Below are 24506 nucleotides of genomic sequence, written 5' to 3' on the forward strand. Positions count from 1 at the left end.
AAGCTCACCGGCGAAAGCCCGGATATTCAAGATCGAGCGCGACGCCGTAGGCGGTACTGCGTCCGTAGCGGCTGGCGATGTCCGCCAGTGCCCGGTCGAGCAAGTGCGCCGGCGGGATCGACGCCTGCCAGGCCAGCTCGCGATCGCCATGGACGGGGGCCGCGTCGGCGCGCAGATCGGGCAACAGCAACAGGCCATGGCGCGTCGGCAGCGGATCCAGCGAGGCGGCCACGGTATAGACGCGGCTGCGGCCGGTGCGCGAGTACGCGTCGGCCGCCAGGGCCAGCGCAATGTCGTCCACCCCCGTCGCGACCGGCAGACGGAGGCGTTGGGTACGGTGCAGCCAGTGATTGGTGTAGTTCGTGGCGAGTAACGCGCGCAGGTTGCCCCACTGCGGCAGGAAGCGGTCGCTGTCGTGCGCGTCGCTCCAGTCGGCCACGCCGAGCGTGCGCGCGACCGCCGCCGCGCGCGGCGTGCCCGCGATCGCCTCGACCAGCGCCAGCGCGACCGGCATGGCAGCGCTGATGCCGGCGCTGGAAACGATGCGGCCGTCGGCGACATAGCGGATGTTCCTCATCCACGTGACCTGCGGGTACACCTTGGCCCGCAGCGCCTGCGTATCCCAGTGGGCGGTGGCGCGGTGACCGTCCATCAGGCCAGTGTTTGCCACCACCAGCGCGCCGTCGCAGATGCTGACCAGGGTCGCGCCCTTGGCGCCCTGGGATGTCAGCCAGGCCAGCAGTGCCGGGTCGCGCGGATGGCTCACCGCCGGCACGATCACGTAATCCGCGCCGTCCGGGTAGTTGGCGTCGAACGCGGCCACCGTGGCCTGCGGCTGGACGCGCAGGGCCGGACGCAGCACGAGCGGACCGGAGGCGGTCGCCAGCGAAACCACCTCGGCGGCCTTCGAGGCGCGCAGGATGCCCAGCGGCAGCACGTAGTCGGCCAGTTCGGTGGTGCTGTCGTCGCTGCCGTTTTCACCGACCACCGCCACGAGTGGCCGCGCGCGTCCGAAGCGCGGTTGCCACGCCGCGATGTGGTTCGTTGCGGCGGGCGCGGGTGGTCGTGCGAAGGCGGGCGTGCCCGCTATCGCGGCGGCGAACAGGACAAGCAAGCGCAGGCGCATGGAAGGTGATCCGGCAAGAAGGTGGGACGCCAGTGTCGCCGGCCGGCGCTTGGCGCTCGTGACACAAAACCGTCAAAACCTGCCAGATCGGCGCCCGCAGGCGCGTTGCCTCAACCCTGGGGTCGCCAGCGTTCCAGTGCCTCGCGGGTGCGCGTCCGCCCCAGTTCGATCAGCTCGCTGGCGCGGTAGAACTCATAGGTAGCCGCGGCGTCGCGCGGGATCTCGATCAGCAGGTCGGGTTCGTACGCGGCCAGGCGCAGCCGCGAGAGGTTCGACTGCATCAGGTCCATTGCCTGGTTAAGCAGGGCCAGTGCGCCTGGCTCGTGCACGCGCGCGGGTTTGTCCTCGCGGTGCGAGAGCAGCCGGCCGAGCCAGCCGGATTCCTCATCCGGATCCGCATCCGGATCGGCTTTGGCATCCCGCTCGGGGGCCAGCATGTTGGAGCGGCCATCGAGGCTGATCGCAAAGAGGACTTCCGCGCGCTCGCGGATCAGCGGCGTCACGGGCACCGGGTTGAGCAGCGCACCGTCGACCAGCCGGCGGCCGTCGATCGTGTGGGGACGGAAGATGGTGGGAATCGCGATCGAAGCGCGAATCGCGTCGAACAGCTGGCCGCGGGTCAGCCAGACCTCGCGTTCGCGGTCGATGTCGGTAGCCACGGCGGTATAGGTCAGCGGCAGGTCCTCGATGCGCGCGTCGCCGATCAGCTCGCGCAACGTCTCGATGATTCTCTCGCCCTTGATCAGTCCGCCGCGGAAGGTCCAGTCGACCAGCCGCAGCACATCGAAGCGGGCGAGCTTGCAGACCCAGTCGCGGTAGACCGGAAGCTTGCCCATCGCGTAGATGCCGCCGATCAGCGCGCCCATCGAGGTGCCGGCGATCGCGCCGATCGCATACCCCTGGCGCTCGATCTCCTCGATCACGCCGATGTGCGCCAGCCCCTTGGCGCCGCCGGCGCCAAGCGCCAGTGCGACGGTCGGTTTGCGCGGGGCATCCGCGGAGGCGGGCTGGCTCATGCGGTAGCCTGTGAAGGGCGAGTCCTCACGATACGTTAGCGTGGGGCTGTGGTGAAGTCTGCGTCCGGACGTCAGCGGTCGCGACCGTTATGATGGTCCTTCGGCGTCCGCGCCATCGACCAGGCAGCCCAAAGGAACCATGCCAGCCAAGACCCGCCTGCACGCCCGGCCCCGTCCGCCGGCCCCGCGCCGCCCCGCTCGCCGTCGGGGGGAGCGCGCATGAGCTGGCAGGCTTGGGCCACGGTGGCGATCATCGTGGGTGCGATGGCGTTGTTCGCCAGCGAGAAGGTGCGCATCGACCTGGTCGCGTTGCTCGCGCTGGCGGCGCTGGTGGTGCTGCACATCGTCACGCCCGAGGAGGCGCTGTCCGGCTTCAGCAACGAGGCCACCGTGACGGTGGCGGCGATGTTCGCGCTGAGCCTGGGCATCGAGCGCTCCGGCGCGCTGGAGCCGTTGACGCGGCTGTTGATGCGCATCCGCAAGCCCTGGTTGCTGACGCTGGCGATGATGCTGGCGATCGCCCCGCTGGGCGCGTTCGTGAAGAACATCGCGCTGGTCGCCACCTTCCTGCCGCTGGCGCTGCGCGTGTGCCAGCGCACCGGCACCTCGCCGGCGCGCGTGCTGATGCCGATGGCCTACGCCGCGCAGATGGGCGGCGTGTGCACGCTGATCGGTACCTCCTCCAACCTGCTCACCGACAGCCTGGCGCAGAAGCACGGGCTGCCCCCGTTCGGGGTATTCGAATTCACCAAGATGGGTGCGCTGCTGGCGGTCGCCGGCATGGCCTACATGATGCTGATCGGCCGCAAACTGCTGCCCAAGCACATCGACGCCGCGCTTCCCGAAGGCGGCGACGTGGGCAAGTACGTGACCGAGCTGGTGGTGGGCGAGGACTCGCCGCTGCTGGGCACGCGCATCGCCGATGCCCAGCTGGGCGACAAGTACGGCGTCTATCCGCTGGAGCTGCTGCGCGGCGAGCGGCGCATGTGGTCCCCGCGCGAGCAGCAACTGGCCGCCGGCGACGTGCTGCTGGTGCGTGGCGACTGGGACAAGATCGAGGAATTCCAGCGCCGCGCGCGCCTGCGCAACGCCCCCGACCAGCACTACGAACGCGACGGCGATCGCCCGCGCGTGCTGGCCGAACTGATGGTCGCGCCGGGCAGCCCCGCCGAGGGCCGGCGCCTGGCCGAACTGGGTTTGGACTGGCGCTATCGCGCCACCGTGCTGGCGGTGCACCGGCGCGGCCAGGTACTGCGCGACAAGCTGAGCAATACCGACCTGGCGGTCGGCGACGTGCTGCTGGCGCTGGTCGACGAGGGCGGCATGCCCAAGCTGCGCACCGACGATGCGTTCATCGTACTCAGCGAGCGCGACGACGCGCGTGGCAGCACGCGCAAGGCGTGGATCGCCGCGGCGATCATGGCCGCGGTGGTGATCACCTCCGGCATGCACTGGCTGCCGATCCCGATCGCCGCGCTGTGCGGCGCCACCGCGATGGCGCTGACCGGCTGTTTCGGCCGCAAGGACATCTACGAGGGGATGGACTGGAAGATCATCATCCTGCTCGGCGCGATCCTGCCGCTGGGACTGGCGATCGAGAAGACCGGCCTGTCGACCGTGGTGGTGCAGGGTGCGATGGGGCTGGTCGGCAGCCACGGTCCGCTGGCGGCGCTCTTGATGGTCTACCTGCTGACCGCGCTGCTCACCGAGTTGATGGGCCACAACCCTTCGGTGGTGCTGATGGTGAGCATCGCGGTCACGGTGGCGCATGCCGCGCATGCCGACCCGCGTCCGTTCGTGGTGGCGGTAGCGTTCGCCGCCGCGACCTCGTTCGCCACGCCGGTGGGCTATCCGACCAACACGATGGTGTATTACGCCGGCGGCTACCGCTTCACCGACTTCATGAAGGTCGGCATCCCGCTGATCGCGCTGTTCTGCACGCTATCGATGTGGCTGATCCCGCAGTTCTGGCCGTTCCATCCGTGACGGCCGACAACCGGAAGTCGATCGGGACCGGAAGATAGGCGACGGAAGCTTCAGCGCCCTCTCCCCGACGCAGGAGAGGGCTTCAGCCGCGTTAGCGCGCGCCTTGCTGGTAGGCGCCAAGCGCCATGTGCAGCAGGCTCTTCATCTCCTCGCGCAGCGGCAGCGGCGCCACCACTTCGGCGTCCGGCCCGTACTTGAGCACGTCCATCAGCAGTTCGCGCGACTTCGAGTACGGCACCTTGAGCTCGTAGCGCCCGTCCGGCAGCCAGTCGCCCTTCTGCTGCGAATGCCAGTGCTCGTCGGCCACCCAGCGCGCGGCGTGCGCGGAAAAGCGGATCGTGGCCCAGGCCTTGGGCTTGCCGGCGAAAATGCCGTAGCTGGAGGCGAGCAGTTCGTTGAGATCGGTTTCCGGCACGTCGATCGCCGGTTCGTCCAGTGCGTGCGCCTCGCGGATGCGATCCACCGCGAAGCTGCGCAACGCCTCGCGGTCGTGGTCCCACACGTCCAGGTACCAGTTGTCGCGGTAATGCGTCAGCCGCTGCGGGGAGACGGTGCGCTTGCTGTCCGAATCGGTGGTGCGCGCGCGGTAGGAAAAACGCAGGCGACTGCGTTCGAGCACCGCGCCGGCGGTTACGCGGAACACCTGCTGGTCGAGCTTGCGCTCGCCCCAGGGGATCACGCGGATGCGCTCGATCGGCAGCGCCCGGGCCTTTTCCTGCCCGGTGAGCAGGCGCTCGATGCGCGCCTTGAACGGAGCCAGCGCGCCGGCCAGCACGCCGGGGCCGGAGCGGCCGATCAGTTCGTTGAGCGCCAGCAGCGCGGCCAGCTCGTCGGAGGTCAGCCACAACCCCGGCAGCTCGAAGCGCTCGCCCTCGCCCACTTCGTAGCGGAACGCGGCCTGGTCGGTGCCGGCGCTTTCGATCGGCGCGCCCAGGCCGTCGCGCAGGAAGGCGACGTCGCGATAGAGCGTGGCCCGCGAACATTCCAGCTCGTCCATCAGCCGCGCCAGCGGGACCGGGTAATGTGCCGATTTGAGAACCCGGTGCAGGGTCAGAATGCGTTCGTAGCGATCCATGGCATACCGCTGGGGTGGGAGCTTTGTGTAGCATGGGTACGGCCCGCGGCGGCCGCAAGTCCGTCGCACGGCCCGGCACGAGAGCCGGGTCGCGGTTTTTCCCCAGCCGCCGAGCCTTCGATGTGATGCATCCATCCAGCGACATGCAGGCCTGTGTCTCCGCCACCGCGCGCGAGCACCCGCTGCCCCCGGCTTATCCGGCCTCGCTGCTGCGCACTCTGGCGCTGTCCGGCTACGGCCTGTGGATGTTGCTGGGGCTGGCGCTGGCGCTGGGCATCTACCGTGGCGGGCGCAGCGAGGCGCTGGTGCCGCTGGCGCTGGGTGCGGCGTTCGTCAGTGCGGGCCTGGTGGTCGCCTGCCTGCACCTTCGGGGGCTGTCCGAGTGGCACGGCTGGTTCCCCGCACGGCGCAGCCGACCCACGCGCGAGGCGCTGCTGGCGCTGGCGGCGTACCTGCCGATGCTGGCGGTGGCCGGCCTGGTGCGTGGCGAGAACACGTTCTGGGCGACCCGCGTGGCCGGCGCGGCGCTGGCGCTATGCAGCGCCGCAAGCCTGGTCTACACGGTGCACAGCTACCGCCGGCGGTTGTCGGACGGTGTGGCGCGCTGTTCCGCGCAACTGCCGGTGAGCCGGGTAGTGGCGTCCTGGTACACGGGCGGGCTGTGGTTGTGGTTGTGCCTGGCCGCGCAGGATGGCGCCGTGCACCCGGCCGGCACGCGGCCCTGGATCATGGTGTTGCTCGTGCTGGCACTGCTGCTGGGCTTGATCGAGGGGCTGCGCTGGCAGGCGCTCAGCCCATCGGGGGGACGCTCGCCGCCGCAACGCATACGCGGACGCACCGCTCGCTTCGTCGCGGCCTTGTTCACTTACGCCGTGCCCAGCCTGGCCTTGCTGGTGGTGGACCTGTCCGACGCGGGCGTGGCGCTGGTGGCGCTGGCTGCCGCGAGTTGCCTGCTCGGCCGCACCATCGAGCAACGCGCCTATGAGGCGGCGCTGGCGCGGCTGTGCCGCGCCGACGCTGCATCCGCCCGTGTCCGGTAACGATGCCCGCCGGAATCGTGCGTATTCACTGCTAGTTCAATCCGCCGCATTAAGGTGGCGGGCTCTCTGTTCGCCCCATTCATGGATCGCCCGATGACCAAGACCCTGATCGCAGCCGCGTGCCTGTTCGCCTTCGCCGGCGTGGTGCAGGCGCAGGACGCCGACACCACCACGGCCACCGACAACGGCGGCTGGACCGGTTCGGGCGAGTTCGGCTTCGCCTCGGCGCGCGGCAACTCGCGCACCGAGAACGTCAACGCCAAGCTCGGCCTGAACCAGGAAAACGAGTACTGGAAGAACAATTTCTTCCTCAACGGCATGCGTTCCAAGGGCGAAGTCACCGTGCTCGACGCCAGCGGCAACACGGTCGATCGCTTCACCACCACCGCCAATCGCTACGACGGCGGCGCCTCGGTCGGTTACAAGCTCGATCCGCGCAGCTACATCGTCGGCGCGGGCCGCTACGAGCACGACGACTTCGGCGCCAACCTGTGGCAGGGCATCGTTTCGTTGGGCTATGGCTACATCGCGCTGAAGAACGAGCGCACGGAGCTGTCCTTCGAAATCGGTCCCGGTTACAAGCGCTACCGCCCGGCCGACACCACCGTGCTGGTCAACGGCGTGGCGACCGACGTGCGCCAGCCCACCGAGAGCGAACTGGTCGGCCGCGGCCTGATCAACTTCAAATACCGCCTGACCGATAACACCGCCTTCGAAGACACGCTGCTGGTCGAAGCGGGCTCGAAGAACAAGTACTACCAGAACGACGCGGGCCTGTCGGTCAGCATGACCAAGAAGCTGGCGCTCAAGCTGGGCTTCCAGGTGCGCTACAACTCCGACACGCAGCCGGGCACGCAGAGCACCGATACGCTCACCACGACCAACCTGGTCTACAACTTCTAGCCTCGATCAAGCTTTCGTGGCGCGAAGCGCCTCCTTGGCCTCCTCTCCCCATCGGGGAGAGGATTGAGGTGAGGGGCAATCTTGCGTGGGCGACAGAGCGCTTGGCTTTGGACTCGCCTTCCGGCCAGGCCGCCCGCGCATTCCGGTCCTTCTCCCGGGCGGGAACAGGGAGCGAAGCGGTTCAGCCGAGCATGTCGCTGGCACCCTGCGCCAGCAATGCATCGGCCACCGCCCGACCGAGCACCTCCGGCTGGTCGACCGGCCCGCCTGCCTCCGCTCGCACCAGCCGACCGCTCGCCGCATCGCCGACCAGCCCGCGCAGATGCAGGCCGCGCTCGCCCAGCACGCACCATGCCGCCACCGGCACCGTGCAGCTGCCACCGAGCGCATGGTTCATCGCGCGCTCGGCGCTGACCGTCACACGCGTGTCGGCATCGTCCAGTGCCGCCAGCAGCGCCAGCACGGCCGGCTGATCCGCGCGCGCCTCGATCGCGATCGCCGCCTGGCCCGGTGCCGGCAGCCAATCCGGCGAGGCCAGCCGCTGGCGGATGCGCGCTGCCAGGCCCAGCCGCTCGAGCCCCGCACAGGCCAGCACGATGGCGTCGTAGTCGCCGGCGTCGAGCTTGGCCAGGCGCGTGTTGACGTTGCCGCGCAGGTCGAGCAGCTCGAGATCCGGCCGCGTCGCGCGCAGCTGCGCCTGACGGCGCAGCGAGGAGGTGCCCACGCGGGCGCCCAGAGGCAGCGCATCCAGCGAGGCGTGGTCGTTGCTGACGAACGCATCGGCCGCGTCCGCGCGCGGCAGCATCGCCGGCAGCACGAAACCCGGTTCCAGTTCGGCCGGCACGTCCTTGAGCGAGTGCACCGCCAGGTCCGCGCGGCCTTCCAGCATCGCCACTTCGAGCTCTTTCAGGAACAGCCCCTTGCCACCGATGGTGGCAAGCGGGCGGTCGGCGATTTCGTCGCCGCGGGTCGTCATCGGCACCAGTTCGACGGCAAGGCCCGGGTGCTCGGCGCGCAGACGCGCGGCGACGTGCTCGGCCTGCCATAGCGCCAGGGCGCTCTTGCGGGTGGCGATGCGCAGGATGGAAGGCTGCATGGGAACTCCGGCGATGACGCTGAATGCCTATTGTCGCCGCAATCGCCGCAGCGCGCGTGCGGCGTGGCGCCCCAGGCCGCAAAGCCTGCGCAGGCAAGCTCACCCCCTCCCGCGCGGCCGTGGGCCACTGTGGCTTGACGAAGCGTCGAAAAAGGACCGCGCAGCGAGCCCTCCGCGCCGACCCTTCCACCGCCCGAACTTCTAACCCGCGCGCAGCAGCTTGCGCACCGCCGGCAGGTTGCGCCGGCTCACCTCGGGGCTGAACTCGGTGCCGGCCAGCCGTGCCAGCACGCGGCCGTCGGGAAGGGTCTTGAGGCCCAGCAGCCGCGGTGCCGGCACCAGGCAGTTGCGGTGCAGGCGCACCAGTTGGTTAGGGTGGTCCTCCTCCAGCTGGCGCAGCGATTCCTCGATCAGCAGCTCGCCGCCGGCATGGCGCACGACCACGTATTTTTCCTCGGCGAGCAGGCACACCACCTCGGTCAGCGCGATGCGCACCTGCTGGCCGCGCAGCCGGCCGCGCAGGTAGCCGACCGGTTCGGCCGGCACCGCGGCCAGGCGCTGGCGGGCGCGCTGCAGGGCTTCGCGCAGGCGTTCCAGTCGCACCGGCTTGAGCAGGTAGTCGACCGCGCCCAGCTCGAAGGCGGTCAGTGCATGGTTTTCGTACGCCGTGCAGAACACCACCTGCGGACGCGCATGCCCGGCCAGCCGCGCGGCCAGCGCGGCACCGTCCAGGCCCGGCATGTTGATGTCCAGCAGCAGCAGGTCCGGCTGCGTTTCGCCGATGGCCGCCAGCGCGGCTTCGCCGTCGGCCACGCTGCCGGCGACCACCACCTCATCGCACTCGCCCAGCAGCGCGGCCAGGCGCGCGCGCGCCAGCGGTTCGTCGTCGACGATCAGCACGCGCATCAGGCGGACTCCGCCGGTGGCGGATCGAGCGGCAGGCGCAGGCGCACCACGAAACGGTCCGCGTCCGGCCCGGCGTCGACCGCGGCGCGCGCGCCATAGCGGTAGGCCACGCGCTGGCGCACGTTGGTCAGGCCGTGGCCGTGGCCGGGCGTGGTCGGCGCATTCGACAGCGGGTTGCTGATGTCGATCAGCAACGCGCGACCGTCCAGCGCGCCGCGCAGCACGATCTCGCCGCCCTCGCGGCGCGGCTGGATGCCGTGGCGCACGGCATTCTCCACCAGCGGCTGCAGCAGCAATCGCGGCAGCGGATAGTCCATCGGCAACCCGTCGAGTTCGCGGCGCACGCGCAGGCGCTCGCCCAGACGCAGCTGCTCGATGGCGAGGTAGCGTTCGACGAGCGCCAGCTCTTCGCCCAGCGTGCCGTCGCGGCTCCCCGACTGGCCGAGCGCGGCGCGGAACAATTCGCAAAGATCCTCGATGGTGCGCTCGGCCGCGGCCGGATCGACCCGCACCAGCGCGGCCACGGTGTTCATGCTGTTGAACAGGAAGTGCGGGCGGATGCGCGCCTGCAGCGCATCGACCTGCGCGTGCGCGACCGCGGCCAGCCGCGCCTGCCACTGCGCCAGCACGTAGAAGTAGCGCAGCATCGCCGCGCCGAGCAGCGCGGCGATCAGCAGGTTGTCGCGCACGAAGGCCATCGGCGCGCCATGCACCAGGTTCAGTTGCAGGGCCAGGTCCATCCAGCGGGCCAGCGCGCTGGCCAGCGCCACCACCAGCTCGATCAGCAGCCACACGCCGGCATAGGGCATCCAGCCGCCCAGCCGCTGCAGCCACGGCCGCGCGTAGCACAGCGCCAGGGCGATCAGCATCGACAGCCAGGTCACGAACAACATGCCCACGCTGTAACCGCGCCAGTCGCGCGTGTTGTCCGGCGCCAGCCACATCAATGTGACGGTGAGCGCACCGACCGCGAACAGCGCGGCGACCGCCGGCAGGCGGCAGAAGTCGGGCAGCGGCGTGGTGGGACGGGCGGGCTGGGCGCTCATGCGGATCAGTATGCCGGCATTTGCCGGTTCTCCCGCCATGGCGTGGGCGGGGAAATCCCCACGTGTGATGGGGTTCGGGGCGAGCGCCGTCCCTCAACCCAGCCCCTCCCGAAGGGAGAGGGAGCTAGCCGAGGCGATCGGTGAGCCAGTGGCGCAGGTCGGTGATTTCTTCGGCGCAGACCGAATGCGGCATGGGGTAAGTGTGCCAGTCGACCGTGTAGCCCAACCCGGCCAGCAACGTGCGCGAATCGAGGCCACGCTGCAGCACCACGATCGGGTCGGCGCTGCCATGGCCCCAGAAGATCGGCACCCGCGCGTTGGCGGTGCTGCGCTCGGGCGCCAGCGTGGCGCTGATCGGCAGGTAGGTGGAGAGCGCCACGATGCCGGCCAGCGGCTGCGCATGGCGCAACCCGGCGGCCAGTGCGATGGCGCCGCCCTGCGAGAAGCCGGCCAGCACGATTCGCTCGCTCGGCACGCCGCGCTCGTGCTCGCGCGCGATCAGCGCCTCCACGGCCCCGATCGCGCGGCGGATGCCCGCCTCGTCCTGCGGCGCGCGCGCGTCGAAACCGAAGATGTCGTACCAGGCGCGCATCGGCACGCCGCCGTTGACGCTGACCGGCTGCACCGGTGCGTGCGGGAACACGAACCGCAGCGCGGGCCAAGCGCTGTCCACCAGTTCCGGCACGATCGGCGTGAAGTCGTTGCCGTCGGCGCCCAACCCGTGCAGCCAGATCACGCTGTGACGTGGGTCCGGGCCGGTCTCGTGTTCGACGCTGGGGAGCAGGTTCATGGATGTTGCCGTGGTGTGCGCAAGTCGATCAGTGTCGCTTATGGATTGTGTGATCGCCAACCCGCGCGGCCTTCGCCGGGACTTGTGGCGCTTGCGGGACAGGCAGGCTTGGCTATGCTCGGGTGTTTTGCAACTGGCGGAGCGCTTCCATGCGTCGACTTTTCCTGGCGGGCCTGGCCGCCTTTACCGCGCTGCCGGCGCTGGCGGCGTCGCCCGCCGCGCCGCTGGATCTGGAAACGATCATGGCCAATCCCGACTGGATCGGGCAGGCGGTGGAGTCGCCCTACTGGAGCGCCGACGGGCAGGCGATCTACTACCAGCTCAAGCGTGACGGCAGCGAGGTGCGCGACCTGTACCGCGTGGATCCGGTGACCGGCCGCAGCGAGAAGCTCGATCCCGCCGGCGTGGCCAACGCCGACGGCCCGTCGGTGTACGACCGCACGCACCGCTATGCCGCGTTCGTGCGCCACGGCGACGTATTCCTGCGCACGCTGGCCGATGGGCGCACCGTGCAGGTGACACAGACGGTCGAGGACGAATCGGCGCCGCAGTTCTCCGCCGACAGCCGCGCGCTGCAGTACCGCTCCGGCGACGACTGGTACAGCTATGACCTGGCCCGCGGCGTCAGCACGCCGGTGGCGGTGCTGAAATTCGCCGATGACCCGGACGGGAAAAAGACCGACGCGCTGGAAGACGAACAGCTCGAACTCTTCTCCACGTTGCGCCAGCTCAAGGCCGACAAGGACGCCGAAAAGGCCAACGCCAAGGCGCTGGCCGCGGCCGACCCGGGCCGCGCGCCGCAGCCGTTCTGGCTGGGCGACAAGATCGTGGCGGTAGACACCGAGCTCTCGCCCGACGGGCGCTGGCTGCTGGTGGTCACGCGGCCAAAAGCCTATGAGGCGGGTCGCCAGCCCAAGCTCACCCATTACGTCACCGATTCGGGCTACGCCGAGGGTGAGGACACGCACGTCTACGTCGGCCACAACGAACCGGCGGCGCAGTCGCTCATGCTGCTGGACCTGCGCGAACACCAGCACTACGCCTTGCCGGTCGAGAACCTCCCAGGCATCAAGGACGACCCGCTCGCCGCGATCCGCGCGCAGACCGTCGCGGCCCTGACGAAGGCTGGCAAGGACGAGCAGGCCAAGGCGCTCAAGGCTCCCGACGTGCGCCCGGTGCGCATCGTCTCCAGTGCCGAGGACGGCGGTGGCGGCGGCATCGTGTGGAGCGCGGACGGCCGGAACCTCGCCATCCAGCTGCGCGCGATCGACAACAAGGACCGCTGGATCGCCAGCGTCGACTTCACGAACCACGCGCTGGTCAACCAGCAGCGCCTGCACGACGACGCCTGGATCAACTGGAACTTCAACGATTTCGGCTGGCTCAAGGACGGCCGCACCCTGTGGTACCTGTCCGAGGAGAGCGGCTGGTCGCAGCTATACGTCAAATCGCTGGACGGCAAGGCGAAGGCGCTGACGTCCGGCAAGTTCGAGGTCAGCCACCCGCAACTGTCGCCGGATGGCCAGTGGTTCTACCTGCGCACCAACCAGGTCGCGCCCTACAGCTATGACGTCTATCGCGTGCCGAGCGATGGTGGCGAACTCACTCGCGTCACGCGTTACCAGGGCATGGACGGGTTCGAGCTGTCGCCCGATGGCAGCCGCCTGGCAGTGCTGCATTCCTCGGCCTACGTGCTCGACCAGCTGGCCGTGCAGCCGGCCGCCGGCGGCACGCCGCGCGAGCTGACCCGCACGATGAAGAGCGCGTTCACCGCGCACGACTGGATCGCCCCGAAGATCGTCGAGGTGCCTTCCAGCCACGGCGCCGGCACCATCTACGCCAAGTACTACGGCCCCGCCAACGAGGAGGCCGACACCAGGCCCGCGGTGATCTTCGTGCACGGCGCCGGCTACACGCAGAACGTCATCGAGTCCTGGCCCTACTACTTCCGCGAGCAGATGTTCCACAACATGCTCGTGCAGAAGGGCTATGTGGTGCTGGACATGGACTACCGTGCCTCCGAAGGCTACGGCCGCGCCTGGCGCGACGCGATCTATCGCCAGATGGGCCATCCGGAGCTCGAAGATCTGCTCGACGGCAAGGCGTGGCTGGTGAAGCACCACCACGTGGACCCCAGGCGCGTGGGCATCTACGGCGGCAGCTACGGCGGCTTCATGACCGAGATGGCGCTCCTGCGCGCGCCGGGCGAGTTCGCCGCCGGCGCCGCGTTGCGCCCGGTCAGCGACTGGCGGCTGTACAACCACGAGTACACCGCCAACATCCTCAATTCGCCGGAGCTCGACCCGCACGCATACGCGATCAGCTCGCCGATCAACTTCGCCGACCAGCTGGCCGACCCGCTGCTGATCGAGCACGGACTGATCGACGACAACGTGCTGGCGGCCGATTCGATCCGCCTTTACCAGCGCTTCATCGAGCTGCACAAGAAGAACTTCTGGATGTCGCTCTACCCGATGGAGCGGCATGGCTTCGTCCATGCGGACTCGTGGTACGACGAATACCGGCGCATCGAGGAGTTGTTCGACACCTATGTCAAGCCGGTCAGGTAAAGCGCCGCAACGTCCGTCTCCCGGAGGGAGAGGGAGCGCGACGCCCAGACGCAACCTAGGGTGGGGCTTCGGCCCACCGGCACCTCGCGGGAAAGGTGGGCCGAAGCCCACCTTAGGTCAGGGCCAGGCCGCGATCAGCAGCAGCACGAAGCCGATCACCGCGATCAGCGCGTGCACCACCACCAGCCACTTGGGCAGCGGCAGCCGTTTCCAGTGGTAGCCCAGGTTCATCACGATGCCGCCGGCGGCCGCCAGCACGAACAGAAGCAGGGCGAGCTGCGCCAGTCCCGGCAGGCCCGTGGTGAAGTAGTCGTAGACCAGCAACGTGACGGCCGCGCCGGCGATGAAACCGTGCCCCATCGCCAGCCAGGTCGGCGGGTGCGGCTTGCCGGCGAAGCGGATGCCGGCCATCAGCAGGCCACCCAGTGCGGCCAGCGCCAGCAGCACCGCCGCGGTACGCATGCTCAACATCGGTTCCATGGGAGCGCTCCTTTGCGGGATAGCGCGACGATCGTCGATCCGGCTGCGTGATGCCGGTGTCAGCCGTTCAGGCCGGCAACGCCGCCTCGTCGACCCGTTCCACCAGGCGCGTGAAACAGGCCGCCGAGGCCGGGTCGGCCGGCACGAAGCAGAACACCGTGGCGCCGTCGGCCTGGCCATCGCGGATCGGCAGGCGTGTCGAATGCACGCAGAAATGGCCCAGCCGCGCGTCGTACAGCGGCAGCTCCAGAGCGGACAGAGGCGCGGTTTCCTGCTGCTCCCACAGGCCGGCGAACTCCGCGCTGGTCTGCACCAGCGTCTCGACCAGGTCGTCGAAGCGCGGATCGTCCGGGTGCGCGGCGTGGCTCATGCGGAAGATCGCCACCAGGTTGGCCGCGCTGCGCATGAAATGCGGCTGGTAGAGCACCCGCCGCGGTGGATGCATGAAGGCGTTCCAGACGTGGTTGCGTGAGAACGGTCCGCGCACCGCCTCGAAGTCGAACAGGAAATCGGCGTAGCGGTTGTAGGCGAGCAGGTCGAACAGCGGATCGAGCACGAAGGCCGGGCCCTGGTAGCGTTCGATCATGCCCAGGATGGGCGCCGGCACCTGGATCCGGGCGGGTGCCGGTTCGGGCCGCGTGAGCCCGGCCAGCGCGAACAGATAGGCCTCGTCGCTGGGCGACAGCGCCAGCGCGCGGGCAATGCGCGCCAGTGCGGCGGCCGAGACGTTGATCTGCCGTCCCTGCTCCAGCCACGTGTACCAGGTGAGACCCACGTCGGCGAGCGCGGCCACTTCCTCCCGACGGAGGCCGGGCGTCAGCCGACGCTGCCCGCGCGGCAGGCCGACCGCCTCGGGCGCCAGCGCCGCGCGCCGCGCGCGCAGGAAGGCCTTCAACTCGATGCGTTGCATGCGCGTGCTCATCGTGAGCCCCGGGAGAGGACGGGTGGTAGTGGGGGTACCAGCAGTATCGGCTGCCTGCCCATGGTAACCGCCGCCGGCTAACGTTGCGTGCCGGCGCACGCGCCTCGTGCGCGTCGCGGACATCCCCATCCGCCGGCCGCACCGGACGCTGTCACGTTGCTGCCTGTTGCCACGTCCTACGTGCGAAAGGTCAGCCCTTCGGTTCAAGCGCTCGACCGGGGCCGTCCCGACAATGCCCCACCCAAGGAGATCGGCATGTCGCTCATCACTCCGCCACCCGCCGCGCCCGACACCGACGCGCTCGTCGATTTCGTGGTGCATGCCCAACTCATGCTCGACCCGGCCACGCCCGAGCCGGTGCGCTGCCAGGCCGAGCCGCGACTGCTCGCGCTGCTGCCGACACTGCACGCGCTGGGCGTCTTCGAGCTGTTCACGATCCGCGATCCGGCGCTGGCCACGCTGGTGCGCGACGAACTGGCAGCGCGCCAGGCGCGCGCTGCCTGACTCTTGCCCGAACAAATGTCGCCGCCACGATATTTGCCTTGACAAATATTCTTACGGCAATAGAATGCGCGGCATGGAAAACGACTCGCTCGCTTACACCGCCCAGGAAAGCCTGGGCGTCCTGCTCGGCCTGGTCCGCTCGGAAATCGTGCGCGCGATGGAGGCGGAGCTGGCGGCACTGGGCGTGGAGCTGCGTTTCACCCAGTTCCTGATCCTCAAGCGGCTCGCCCGGCTGGGGCCGATGACCGCCTCGGAACTGGCCCGCGCGGTCGAGCTCGACGGCGGGGCCATGACCCGTCAGCTGGATCAGCTCGAAGGCAAGGGCTACCTGCGCCGCTGCCCGCACGAGCAGGACCGGCGCGCGCTGCGCATCGAGCTGACCGAACAGGGCAACGCGCTGTGGCAGCAGTTGACCGACTGCAACGAGCGCGTGCTGGAAGCGGCACAGCGCTCGCTCGGCGAAGCCGAGCGCAGGCACCTGCACGACTACCTGACGCGCGTGTTGCACGCGTTGCGCGACAAAGACTGACTCTCACCCGGAATCCCCACACATGCGTCTGCAACTCCTTGCGGCGGCCACCGCACTGACCCTCGTTCTGGCCGGTTGCGCCAGCAGCGGCGGCCTGCATCCGGACGGCAAACTGCTCGAACCGTCCACGCTGAAAGCCCAGCGCAGCCTGGGCGAAGCCACGCTCACGCCGGCCGCCTGGCCGGACCGGGCGTGGTGGAGCGGCCTGGGCGATGCGCAGCTGGATGCCCTGATCGGCGAAGCGCTGGCCGGCAATCCGGGCCTGGCCGCGGCCGACGCGCGTGCCCGCGCCGCGCAGGCCGCGGCCGGCCTCGCCGACGCGGCGCGCCAACCGCAACTGGGCCTGGGTGCCAGCGTGGCCGGCGCCAAGCCGCCGTCGGGCCTGCTCGGCGAGAACGCACATTTCTCGGTCGCCAAGTTCGGCTACCTCAGCTTCGATTGGGGCCTGGACCTGTGGGGCGGCCAGCGCGCCGCATGGGAAGCGGCGCTGGGCCAGGCGCGCGCCGCAGAAGTCGAGGCGCGCGCGGCGCGCATCGAGCTGTCGGGCAACGTCGCGCGCGCCTATGCGCAGCTGGGCTACGCGTTTGCCCAGCATGACCTGGCGCAGGACGAACTCGAGCGCGCCGGCAAGGCACGCGAACTGACTGCCCAGCGCGTCCGCGCCGGCCTCGACAGCCAGTTGCAGCTCAAGCAGGGCGATGCCGAAGTAGCCACCGCCGAACAGCAGCTGGCGGTCGCCCAGCGCGCCATCGACGCGGCCCGCTCGGCACTGTCGGTGCTGCTCGGCAAGGGTCCGGACCGTGGGCTGGACATCGCCCGCCCGCAGCCGCTGACGCCCGACGCCGTCGCGGTGCCGACCGACCTGCCAGTCGAGCTGGTCGGTCATCGCGCCGACCTGGTCGCCGCGCGCTGGCGCGTCGAGGCGGCCGGCCAGGACATCACCGCGGCCAAGACCGAGTTCCTGCCCAACGTGAAGCTGGGAGCCATGGCGGGCCTGCTCGCCATGGGCGGCAACCCGCTGCTCCGCGCCTCCTCGCTGTTCTATCAGGCGGGCCCGTCGCTCAGTCTGCCGATCTTCGACGGCGGCCGTCTGCGCGCGAACCTTTCGGCCAAGGATGCGCAGTACGACCTGGTCGTGGCGCAGTACAACCAGACCCTGGTCGGCGCGCTCAACGAGGTCGCCGACGATTACGCCGCGCAGCAGTCGCTGGCCACCCAGGTCGCGGCGCAACAGCGTGCGCTGGATGCCGCCAACGACGCCTGGCGCCTTGCCGAGCAGCGCTATCGCGCCGGCGTGGGCAGCTACCTGGAGGCGCTCAGCGTGCGCCAGCAGCTGCTCCTCGCCGAGCAGCGCATGGCCGCGCTCAAGGCGCAGCAGGTCGATCTTTCGGTGCAGCTGATCCAGGCCCTCGGCGGCGGCTACCGCCCCGAGTCGACGGCCGGCCAGCCCACCGCCGACCAGCCCACCGCATCCACCCCCTCCGCCCCCGCTCATTCCTAAGGCTTCTCCATGTCCACCCAGCCTGCTTCCCAACACAACGGCGCCACCCCTGCGCCGGCCGCGAAGAACAAGCGCGGTTTCCTGCTGCGCGCGCTCGGCGTGGTGGTGCTGCTCGCCCTGATCGGCTGGGGCCTGTGGTACTACTTCGACGGTCGCTGGTACGAAGGCACCGACGACGCCTACGTCAACGGCAACATCGTGCAGATCACCCCGCAGCTGCCCGGCACCGTGGTGTCGATCGGCGCCGACGACGGCGACCGCGTCAAGGCAGGCCAGACGCTGATCAAGCTGGACCCGAGCAACGCGCAGGTCGCACTGGCCGAGGCGAAGGCCAACCTCGCCAGCACCGTGCGCAAGGTGCGCGGCCTGTACAGCACCGTGACCGGTGCTCAGGCGGACGTCGCCGCGCGCAAGGTGGCGGTGCAGAAGGCCCGTGCCGACTACAACCGCCGCCGCGACCTGGCCAGGTCCGGTGCGATCTCGGCCGAGGAATTGGCGCACGCCCGCGACGAGATGACCGCCGCCGAAAGCGCGCTGAACGCGGCCACCCAGCAGTACCAGACCAGCAAGGTGCTGGTCGACGACACCGTGGTCGCCTCGCATCCGGACGTCCAGACGGCCGCGGCCCGGCTGCGCGCCGCCTACCTCGACGCGATGCGCACCACCATCGTGGCGCCGGTCGACGGCTACGTCGCCAAGCGCTCGGTGCAGCTGGGCCAGCGCGTGGCGCCGGGCACGCCGCTGATGGCCGTGGTGCCGCTCAACGCGGTGTGGATCGATGCCAATTTCAAGGAAACCCAGCTGACCGGCATGCGCATCGGCCAGCCGGTGGAAATCCACGCCGACGTGTATGGCGGGGACGTGACCTACAGGGGCATGGTGCAGAGCCTGGGCGTGGGCACCGGCAGCGCCTTCTCGCTGCTGCCGGCGCAGAACGCCACCGGCAACTGGATCAAGATCGTCCAGCGCGTGCCAGTGCGCGTGGTGTTCGCCGATCCGGGCCAGCTGGGCAAGCATCCGCTGCGGATCGGCCTGTCCACCGACGTGACGGTCAACCTGCACGACAAGCAGGGCCCGATGCTGGCGGTCGAGCCGCCGTCCAAGCCGGCCTTCAGCACCGATGTGTACGAGAAGCAGCTGCACAAGGCCGACGACCTGATCGCGCAGATCGTCCACGCGAACATGGCCGGCAGCGGCAAGTAATCCACCTGCAGGAGCGCCCCTTGAGCGCGACCGGATTTCGGTCGCGCCCAAGGCACTCCTGCAAGAGAGCGAATCCCTGCGATGACTACCCAATACCGTCCACCCAGCATGGCGCTCACCACGGTCGGCATTTCGCTGGCCACCTTCATGCAGGTGCTGGACACCACCATCGCCAACGTGTCGTTGCCGACCATCGCCGGCAACCTCGGCGTGAGCGTCAACCAGAGCACCTGGGTGATCACCTCCTTCGCCGTGAGCATGGCGATCTCGCTGCCGCTGACCGGCTTCCTCACCCGCCGCTTCGGCGAGGTGAAGCTGTTCATCTGGTCGACCCTGCTGTTCGCGCTGACCTCGTTCCTTTGCGGCGTGTCGCAGAGCATGGGCATGCTGATCGTGTTCCGCGCCATCCAGGGCGCGGTGGCCGGCCCGATGTACCCGATCACGCAGAGCCTGTTGATCTCGATCTATCCGGCGGCCAAGCGCGGCATGGCGCTCGCGCTGCTGGCGATGGTCACCGTGGTCGCGCCGATCGCCGGTCCGATCCTGGGCGGCTGGATCACCGACAACTATTCGTGGCCGTGGATCTTCTTCATCAACGTGCCGATCGGCATCTTCGCCAGCATGGTGGTGGGCAACCAGATGCGCGGGCGGGTGGACAGGACCGAGCGCCCGAAGATCGACTACGTGGGCCTGATCACCCTGATCATCGGCGTAGGCGCGTTGCAGGTCGTGCTGGACAAGGGCAACGACGAGGACTGGTTCAACTCCACCTTCATCATCGTTACCAGCATCGTTTCGGCGATCAGTATCGCGATCTTCCTGATCTGGGAACTGACCGACAAGGACCCGATCGTCGATCTCAAGCTGTTCCGCCACCGCAACTTCACCTACGGCACGATCGCGCTGGTCCTCGCCTACGCGGCGTTCTTCGCGATGAGCCTGCTGATGCCGCTGTGGCTGCAGCGGAACCTGGGCTACACCTCGACCTGGGCCGGTTTCGCCACCGCGCCGATCGGTGTGCTGCCGGTGCTGCTGACGTTCTTCGTGGGCAAGTTCGCGCCGAAATTCGACCTGCGCGCGGTGGCGTCCGTGGCTTTCATCGTGCTGGGCGTGACATGCTTCATGCGCTCGGACTTCTACATCGGCGTGGACTTCTACCACGTGGCGCTGGTGCAGCTGATCCAGGGCCTGGGCGTGGCATTGTTCTTCATGCCGATCCTGACCATCCTTCTGTCGGACCTGCAGCAGAACGAGATCGCCTCGGGCTCGGGCCTGGCGACCTTCCTGCGTACGCTGGGCGGCAGTTTCTCCGCGTCGATCACCACGCTGTTCTGGGAACGCCGCGCTGTGGCCCACCATGAGCAACTGGTCGAGCACATCACCGCGTACGATCCCGGCACGCGCGCGGCGATGGAGTCGATGGGCGATCCCCAGACTGCCGCTGCCATGATCAACCAGATGGCGACCCAGCAGGGTTACCAGATCTCCTTCAACGAGGTCTTCCACGTGCTGGGCTGGGTCTTCATCAGCCTGGTGCTGGTGATCTGGCTGACCCGGCCGCCGTTCCTCGCCAAGGCCGGACCGGCCGCCAGCGGCGGGCACTGAAAAGAAAGGCGCCTCGCGGGCGCCTTTCTCTTTATAGGGATGACAGCCGTCCGCGAATCCGGGCGGTGGGTGAAAGCCGCCTTCCGAACCGCTACGTCTCAGAGGTCGAAGCCGACGCCGACCAGCGCCATCGTCTCGCCGCGGTTGGGTCCGTTGAGCCCGCCGTTGGACACGTGCCGCAGCTGGAAACTCAGGTGTTCGCCCTGCCAGCCCAGCGTGCTGACGAACTGGTAATGGCTCGACAGCGCCTGGGTGGTGTGGTTGGTGCCGGCCAGCTGGAAGCTGAAGAACAGCGGGCGATACCAGGCATCGGGCGCGCCGTAGTGGAAGCGGGCGCCGGCCGCCAGCAGCGCCACCGAATGGCGGGTATCGAACTCGGCGTTGCGGTAGCGGCTCACGTCGCGATTGTCGATCCAGCCGGCGGAAATGTCCGGCGACCAGTCCAGCCGGCCGCTGCGTCCGATCGCGTGCGGCGCGAACGTCGCTTCGACGAACGCCGTGTTGGCGCCATGGTCGTCCATGTAGCTTCGCCCGCCCTGCACTTCCACGTGGGCGGCGGCCGCGGGCAGCGCGGCGAGGGTCAGGAGCAGCGTCAGCGCGCCGCGAAGACGCGAGGAGGCGGGGAGCATGTGGGAAACCCTTTCCTGGGGCAGGCAAGTTCGTGTACTGAATAGTTTATTTTATCCCGTCGTCGCCGGGTGAAGCGCGCCGTGCATGCTGGCGAACACTGTGTTGCACGGATCAGTCATAACGGTCGTGGCGATGGCGATGCCGAAGCCGAAGCCGGCCAGGACCCACTTGCGGGCGATGCCACCGACAGGCAGAAAGCGTTCGCCACAAGTGGTTTCCTGCTCGGGACACCGTTCAGGCGGTCTGCTGCTTGCCCAGTGCCTTGAGCCGCTTCTTCTCCTCACGACGCTGCCTGCGCGCGGCCTTGCGGATCTTGCGGTCGTGACCCCACAGGTAGATCGCCGGTGTGCTGAGCAGGGTCAACAGCTGCGAGACCAGCAGGCCGCCCACGATGGCGATGCCCAGCGGCTGGCGCATCTCCGAACCGATGCCGAAGCCGATCGCCAGAGGCAGCGCCGCGCCCATCGCCACCAGCGTGGTCATCGTGATCGGACGGAAGCGCACCAGCGCCGCTTCGCGGATCGCATCGGGCGGTGCCAGGTTGCGCTCGCGCTGGGCGACCAGTGCGAAGTCGACCATCAGGATCGCGTTTTTCTTGACGATACCGATCAGCATCAGGATCGCAATGATCGCCATCAGCGAGAGCTGGGTCTGCGTCACCAGCATGGCCAGGAACGCACCCATGCCCGCGGCCGGCAGCGTGGAAAGAATGGTCAGCGGATGGCCGAGGCTTTCGTAGAGGATGCCCAGCACGATGTACATCGCAACGATCGAGGCCAGCAGCAGGATGAAGCCGTTGGACTTGGCCTGCTGCAGGCGCTGGTTGGCGCCGGTGAAGTCGACCCGGAAGCCGTCGGGCAAGTGCACCGCGAAGGCGGCCTGCTCGACCAGTTTGACGCCACGCTGCTGGTCCACGCCCTTGGCAAGGTTGTAGGTGACCGTGGCCGCTTCCAGCTGGTTGTGGTGGCGGATGCGCATCGGCGCGATGTTGGGCTCGATCCGCGCCAGCGCGGAGAGCGGGATCATCTCGCCGCGACTGTTGCGCACGTGGATGTTGAGCAGCGACTGCGGGCTGATCGACTCGGCGCCGGCCGAGGTCAGCACCACCCGGTACTGGTTGATGTCCGAATAGATCACCGACACCGGGTTCTGCCCGAACGAGTTGTACAGCGCCGAGTCGATGTCGCCCATGCTCACGTGCAGGCGGCCGGCGGCTTCGCGGTCGACCTTGAGCATCTGCTGCTTGCCGGCCTGGTCGAAGTCACTGCCGACGTCGCGGAATTCCTTGTTCTCACGCAGTTGGCGGACCATCTGCAGCGTCCACGGCTGCAGGTCGCCGCCATTGTCGCTGACCAGCTGGAATTCGTACTGGCCGCCCTTGTCGCCACTGCCGCCACCGCCGAGGAACTGCGCGATGCTGAGCTCGACCTCGACGCCGGCAAGCTTGTCCAGCCGCTTGGAAAGGCGCTCGACCACTTCCTTGGCGCCGATGCGACGGTCGCCCGGCGCGTCGCCGCGCGGCTTCAGGTCCATGAACATCTGCGCCGAGTTGCCGACCGCGCCGCCGCCGCCGCCATCGCCACCGAGCATGGTGAGCATGTCCTCGACCGCCGGGTCTTCCTTGATGATCTTGGCCACCTGCAGCACGCGCTCGGTGAGCAGCTCCGGCGAAATGTTGGCATCGGCGGTGACCTGCGCCTGCAGCTGGCCGGTGTCCTCGTCGGGCATGAACGTGCCGCCGGCGGTCTTGCCTACGGCAATGCCGAGCAGCACGGTGAGCACCAGCAGGAGCAGCGGCTGCCAGCGCATCAGCCGGCGATGGTGCATCGCCCAGTCCAGCGCGCGCTCGTAGCGCTTCAGCAGCGCACGGTCGAAATTCTCCACCGCGCGCTCGATGCGCCCGGGCGGCGGCGGGTTGGCCGGTTCGGCGGTCAGCAGCCGGCCGCACAACGCGGGCGTGAGCGTCAGCGAGACGATCGCCGAGATCACCACCGCCGCGGTCAGGGTTACCGAGAACTCGCGCAGCAGCATCACCAGCATGTTGTTGCCGAACAGCAGCGGCGCGAAAACCGCCACCAGCGACAACGTGATCGACACCACCGTGAAGCCGATCTCGCGCACGCCGGTCAGCGCCGCCTGCAGCGGCGGCATGCCGTGTTCCATGTGGCGCACGATGTTCTCGATGACCACGATCGCATCGTCGACGACGAAGCCGATGCACAGGACCAGCGCGACCAGCGACAAGGTGTTGAGGGTGTAGCCGAGCGCCCACATCGCCACGAACGCGCCGGCCAGCGACAGCGGTACGCTCAACGTGGCGATCAGCGTCGGCCGCAGCCGGCGCAGGAATACCAGCATCACCAGCACCACCATCACGATCGAGATCAGCAGCGCGACCTCCACCTCGTGCAGCGCCGACTTGGTGGTCTGGGTGAGGTCGAACACCGCGTTCATCTGCAGGCTGGCCGGCAGCGAGGCGCGCAGCTGCGGCAGCTTGGCGCGGATCGCCTCCACCGTCGCCACCGCGTTGGCCTCCGGACGCTTGCTGATCTGCAGGCCGACCGTGCGCGCGCTGCCGCTGGCGTCGGCGAACCAGGCGCTCTGGTACTTGTCCTGCTGGCCGCCGTAGACGTGGGCGACGTCGGACAGGCGTACCGGCACGCCATGCTTCATGGCGATCAGCAAGTGGGCGAACTCATCCGGCGTCTGCAGGCCGTCGCTGGCGGTGACGGTCATCTGCGTGCGGCCGTCGCTCAGCGTGCCCTGCGGCGAGGTGACGTTGGCCGCGCGCAGGGCGTTGGCGACATCGTTGGAGGTCAGGCCCTTGGCTGCCAGCGCGTCGGTATCGAGCTCGATGCGCACCGCGTGCGGCGTGCCGCCGAACACCTGCACCTGCGCCACGCCCTGGATCTGCGAGACGGCGGGCTTGAGCAGCGTGTCGGCCAGGTCGAACAGCTGGTCCTGCGGCATGCCCGAGGAGGTCAGCGTAATGAACAGGATCGGGATCTGCGCCGTGTCGAACTTGAAATACTGCGGTGGTCCGGGCATGCCCGAGGGCAGGTCCGGCGCGGCCGCGTTGATCGCCGCCTGCACGTCGCGCGCGGCGCTGTCGGCGGTGCGGTCGAAGGTGAAGCGGACCATCACCGAGGCCTGCCCCTCGGTGGCGTTGCCGTACATCTCATCCACGCCCGGGATGCGGCCCAGGTGGCGCTCCAGGGGCGCCAGGATGGTGCTGGCCATGGTCTGCGCGCTGGCGCCAGGCTGGTTGGCCACCACGTAGACGCCGGGAAAATCGAGCGACGGCAATGCCGCCACGCCCAGCAGCAGGTAGGCCCACACGCCGGCGAGGGTGAGGCCAAGCGCCAGCAGCGAGGTGCCGATCGGGCGGCGGATCAGGGGGGCGAAGATGTTCACGGGGCGTCCGTACCGCGGGGAGGGCGCGCGGCAGGTGCCGCGCCGGGATGGCTAGCGTAGCGCGCTGCTGCCACGTGGTTCGTGGGCCAGAGGATGGGCAGGGTCATGCGGCACGTTATGCCGGGTGCTCGCGGCGGAGGATGTGCCTGAAGTCCGGCCCCTGC

At 69.0% G+C, this 24506-nt stretch carries 20 protein-coding genes; 9 read left to right on the plus strand and 11 right to left on the minus strand.

The features are described 5' to 3' along the window. Positions 1–4: 4 nt before the first annotated feature. Positions 5–1126, minus strand: a complete 1122-nt coding sequence (locus LQ772_RS17020) for a DJ-1/PfpI family protein (protein WP_231322668.1) — start codon at positions 1124–1126, stop codon at positions 5–7. Between the two features lie 110 nt (positions 1127–1236). Further along, complete coding sequence (locus tag LQ772_RS17025) at positions 1237–2142, minus strand: patatin-like phospholipase family protein (RefSeq protein WP_231322670.1); 906 nt, start codon at positions 2140–2142, stop codon at positions 1237–1239. 219 nt (positions 2143–2361) lie between these two features. Between LQ772_RS17025 and LQ772_RS17030 the strand changes: the two genes are divergently transcribed. Continuing rightward, positions 2362–4128: an SLC13 family permease gene (locus LQ772_RS17030; protein WP_231322672.1), complete on the plus strand. Its 1767-nt coding sequence runs from the start codon at positions 2362–2364 to the stop codon at positions 4126–4128. Positions 4129–4219: 91 nt separating this feature from the next. Here LQ772_RS17030 and LQ772_RS17035 read toward each other — a convergent pair whose 3' ends face one another. After that, positions 4220–5203, minus strand: a complete 984-nt coding sequence (locus LQ772_RS17035; protein ID WP_231322674.1) for a helix-turn-helix transcriptional regulator — start codon at positions 5201–5203, stop codon at positions 4220–4222. 125 nt (positions 5204–5328) lie between these two features. On the opposite strand from LQ772_RS17035, the gene LQ772_RS17040 reads away from it, so the two are divergent. Together LQ772_RS17040 and LQ772_RS17045 are read left to right on the plus strand one after the other, a co-directional pair. Continuing rightward, entirely contained in the window at positions 5329–6243 is a 915-nt protein-coding gene (locus tag LQ772_RS17040; protein WP_231322676.1) for a hypothetical protein, read from the plus strand. A 93-nt stretch (positions 6244–6336) separates the two neighbouring features. Continuing rightward, positions 6337–7146, plus strand: a complete 810-nt coding sequence (locus LQ772_RS17045) for a DUF481 domain-containing protein (protein ID WP_231322678.1) — start codon at positions 6337–6339, stop codon at positions 7144–7146. Between the two features lie 181 nt (positions 7147–7327). On the opposite strand, the gene hemC is transcribed toward LQ772_RS17045, so the two are convergent. The 4 genes from hemC to LQ772_RS17065 form a co-directional block, all read right to left on the minus strand. Further along, positions 7328–8242 (minus strand): hydroxymethylbilane synthase, encoded by a 915-nt coding sequence (gene hemC / locus LQ772_RS17050; RefSeq protein WP_231322680.1) that lies wholly within the window; start codon positions 8240–8242, stop codon positions 7328–7330. 201 nt (positions 8243–8443) lie between these two features. Next, a complete protein-coding gene (locus LQ772_RS17055) occupies positions 8444–9148 on the minus strand; it encodes a LytR/AlgR family response regulator transcription factor (protein WP_231322682.1) in 705 nt (234 codons plus the stop codon). Next, on the minus strand, positions 9148–10194 hold the full coding sequence (locus tag LQ772_RS17060; protein WP_231322683.1) for a sensor histidine kinase: 1047 nt from the start codon (positions 10192–10194) through the stop codon (positions 9148–9150). Before LQ772_RS17060 ends, LQ772_RS17055 begins: the two co-directional genes overlap by 1 nt. Positions 10195–10318: 124 nt before the next feature. Beyond that, a complete protein-coding gene (locus LQ772_RS17065) occupies positions 10319–10984 on the minus strand; it encodes an alpha/beta hydrolase (protein WP_231322686.1) in 666 nt (221 codons plus the stop codon). Positions 10985–11133: 149 nt separating this feature from the next. Between LQ772_RS17065 and LQ772_RS17070 the strand changes: the two genes are divergently transcribed. Then, on the plus strand, positions 11134–13554 hold the full coding sequence (locus LQ772_RS17070; RefSeq protein ID WP_231322688.1) for a S9 family peptidase: 2421 nt from the start codon (positions 11134–11136) through the stop codon (positions 13552–13554). A 117-nt stretch (positions 13555–13671) separates the two neighbouring features. Here the strand turns inward: LQ772_RS17070 and LQ772_RS17075 are convergent, their stop codons facing one another. Both LQ772_RS17075 and LQ772_RS17080 read right to left on the minus strand, forming a co-directional pair. Next, a complete protein-coding gene (locus LQ772_RS17075; protein ID WP_231322690.1) occupies positions 13672–14034 on the minus strand; it encodes a hypothetical protein in 363 nt (120 codons plus the stop codon). Positions 14035–14101: 67 nt separating this feature from the next. After that, positions 14102–14956: a helix-turn-helix transcriptional regulator gene (locus LQ772_RS17080; protein WP_231322692.1), complete on the minus strand. Its 855-nt coding sequence runs from the start codon at positions 14954–14956 to the stop codon at positions 14102–14104. Positions 14957–15211: 255 nt separating this feature from the next. On the opposite strand from LQ772_RS17080, the gene LQ772_RS17085 reads away from it, so the two are divergent. The 5 genes from LQ772_RS17085 (at position 15212) to LQ772_RS17105 (ending at position 20298) form a co-directional block, all read left to right on the plus strand. Continuing rightward, on the plus strand, positions 15212–15460 hold the full coding sequence (locus LQ772_RS17085; protein WP_231322693.1) for a hypothetical protein: 249 nt from the start codon (positions 15212–15214) through the stop codon (positions 15458–15460). 73 nt (positions 15461–15533) lie between these two features. Continuing rightward, on the plus strand, positions 15534–15989 hold the full coding sequence (locus tag LQ772_RS17090) for a MarR family winged helix-turn-helix transcriptional regulator (RefSeq protein WP_231322695.1): 456 nt from the start codon (positions 15534–15536) through the stop codon (positions 15987–15989). Positions 15990–16011: 22 nt separating this feature from the next. Then, the gene (locus LQ772_RS17095; protein ID WP_231322697.1) at positions 16012–17490 is read left to right on the plus strand and encodes an efflux transporter outer membrane subunit; all 1479 of its coding nucleotides are present in this window, start codon (positions 16012–16014) and stop codon (positions 17488–17490) included. 9 nt (positions 17491–17499) lie between these two features. Then, positions 17500–18693: an HlyD/EmrA/EmrK family protein gene (locus LQ772_RS17100; protein WP_231322698.1), complete on the plus strand. Its 1194-nt coding sequence runs from the start codon at positions 17500–17502 to the stop codon at positions 18691–18693. An 81-nt stretch (positions 18694–18774) separates the two neighbouring features. Then, positions 18775–20298 (plus strand): DHA2 family efflux MFS transporter permease subunit, encoded by a 1524-nt coding sequence (locus LQ772_RS17105; RefSeq protein ID WP_231322700.1) that lies wholly within the window; start codon positions 18775–18777, stop codon positions 20296–20298. Between the two features lie 98 nt (positions 20299–20396). Here LQ772_RS17105 and LQ772_RS17110 read toward each other — a convergent pair whose 3' ends face one another. Both LQ772_RS17110 and LQ772_RS17115 read right to left on the minus strand, forming a co-directional pair. Continuing rightward, on the minus strand, positions 20397–20927 hold the full coding sequence (locus LQ772_RS17110) for an acyloxyacyl hydrolase (protein WP_231322702.1): 531 nt from the start codon (positions 20925–20927) through the stop codon (positions 20397–20399). Between the two features lie 235 nt (positions 20928–21162). Beyond that, positions 21163–24342, minus strand: a complete 3180-nt coding sequence (locus tag LQ772_RS17115) for an efflux RND transporter permease subunit (RefSeq protein WP_231322705.1) — start codon at positions 24340–24342, stop codon at positions 21163–21165. Between the last annotated feature and the right edge of the window lie 164 nt (positions 24343–24506).

It is taken from the genome of Frateuria edaphi (genome assembly GCF_021117405.1).
Lineage (GTDB): Bacteria > Pseudomonadota > Gammaproteobacteria > Xanthomonadales > Rhodanobacteraceae > Frateuria_A > Frateuria_A edaphi.

Excerpts from the sequence above, each read along its gene's own strand:
- LQ772_RS17085 (WP_231322693.1), top strand. The coding sequence starts at position 15,212 with ATGTCGCTCATCACTCCGCCACCCGCCGCGCCCGACACCGACGCGCTC.
- LQ772_RS17045 (WP_231322678.1), top strand. The coding sequence starts at position 6,337 with ATGACCAAGACCCTGATCGCAGCCGCGTGCCTGTTCGCCTTCGCCGGC.
- LQ772_RS17065 (WP_231322686.1), bottom strand. The coding sequence starts at position 10,984 with ATGAACCTGCTCCCCAGCGTCGAACACGAGACCGGCCCGGACCCACGT.
- LQ772_RS17040 (WP_231322676.1), top strand. The coding sequence starts at position 5,329 with ATGCATCCATCCAGCGACATGCAGGCCTGTGTCTCCGCCACCGCGCGC.
- LQ772_RS17100 (WP_231322698.1), top strand. The coding sequence starts at position 17,500 with ATGTCCACCCAGCCTGCTTCCCAACACAACGGCGCCACCCCTGCGCCG.
- LQ772_RS17060 (WP_231322683.1), bottom strand. The coding sequence starts at position 10,194 with ATGAGCGCCCAGCCCGCCCGTCCCACCACGCCGCTGCCCGACTTCTGC.
- LQ772_RS17070 (WP_231322688.1), top strand. The coding sequence starts at position 11,134 with ATGCGTCGACTTTTCCTGGCGGGCCTGGCCGCCTTTACCGCGCTGCCG.
- LQ772_RS17020 (WP_231322668.1), bottom strand. The coding sequence starts at position 1,126 with ATGCGCCTGCGCTTGCTTGTCCTGTTCGCCGCCGCGATAGCGGGCACG.
- LQ772_RS17095 (WP_231322697.1), top strand. The coding sequence starts at position 16,012 with ATGCGTCTGCAACTCCTTGCGGCGGCCACCGCACTGACCCTCGTTCTG.
- LQ772_RS17025 (WP_231322670.1), bottom strand. The coding sequence starts at position 2,142 with ATGAGCCAGCCCGCCTCCGCGGATGCCCCGCGCAAACCGACCGTCGCA.
- LQ772_RS17080 (WP_231322692.1), bottom strand. The coding sequence starts at position 14,956 with ATGAGCACGCGCATGCAACGCATCGAGTTGAAGGCCTTCCTGCGCGCG.
- LQ772_RS17030 (WP_231322672.1), top strand. The coding sequence starts at position 2,362 with ATGAGCTGGCAGGCTTGGGCCACGGTGGCGATCATCGTGGGTGCGATG.
- LQ772_RS17035 (WP_231322674.1), bottom strand. The coding sequence starts at position 5,203 with ATGGATCGCTACGAACGCATTCTGACCCTGCACCGGGTTCTCAAATCG.
- hemC (WP_231322680.1), bottom strand. The coding sequence starts at position 8,242 with ATGCAGCCTTCCATCCTGCGCATCGCCACCCGCAAGAGCGCCCTGGCG.
- LQ772_RS17090 (WP_231322695.1), top strand. The coding sequence starts at position 15,534 with ATGGAAAACGACTCGCTCGCTTACACCGCCCAGGAAAGCCTGGGCGTC.
- LQ772_RS17110 (WP_231322702.1), bottom strand. The coding sequence starts at position 20,927 with ATGCTCCCCGCCTCCTCGCGTCTTCGCGGCGCGCTGACGCTGCTCCTG.
- LQ772_RS17075 (WP_231322690.1), bottom strand. The coding sequence starts at position 14,034 with ATGGAACCGATGTTGAGCATGCGTACCGCGGCGGTGCTGCTGGCGCTG.
- LQ772_RS17105 (WP_231322700.1), top strand. The coding sequence starts at position 18,775 with ATGACTACCCAATACCGTCCACCCAGCATGGCGCTCACCACGGTCGGC.
- LQ772_RS17055 (WP_231322682.1), bottom strand. The coding sequence starts at position 9,148 with ATGCGCGTGCTGATCGTCGACGACGAACCGCTGGCGCGCGCGCGCCTG.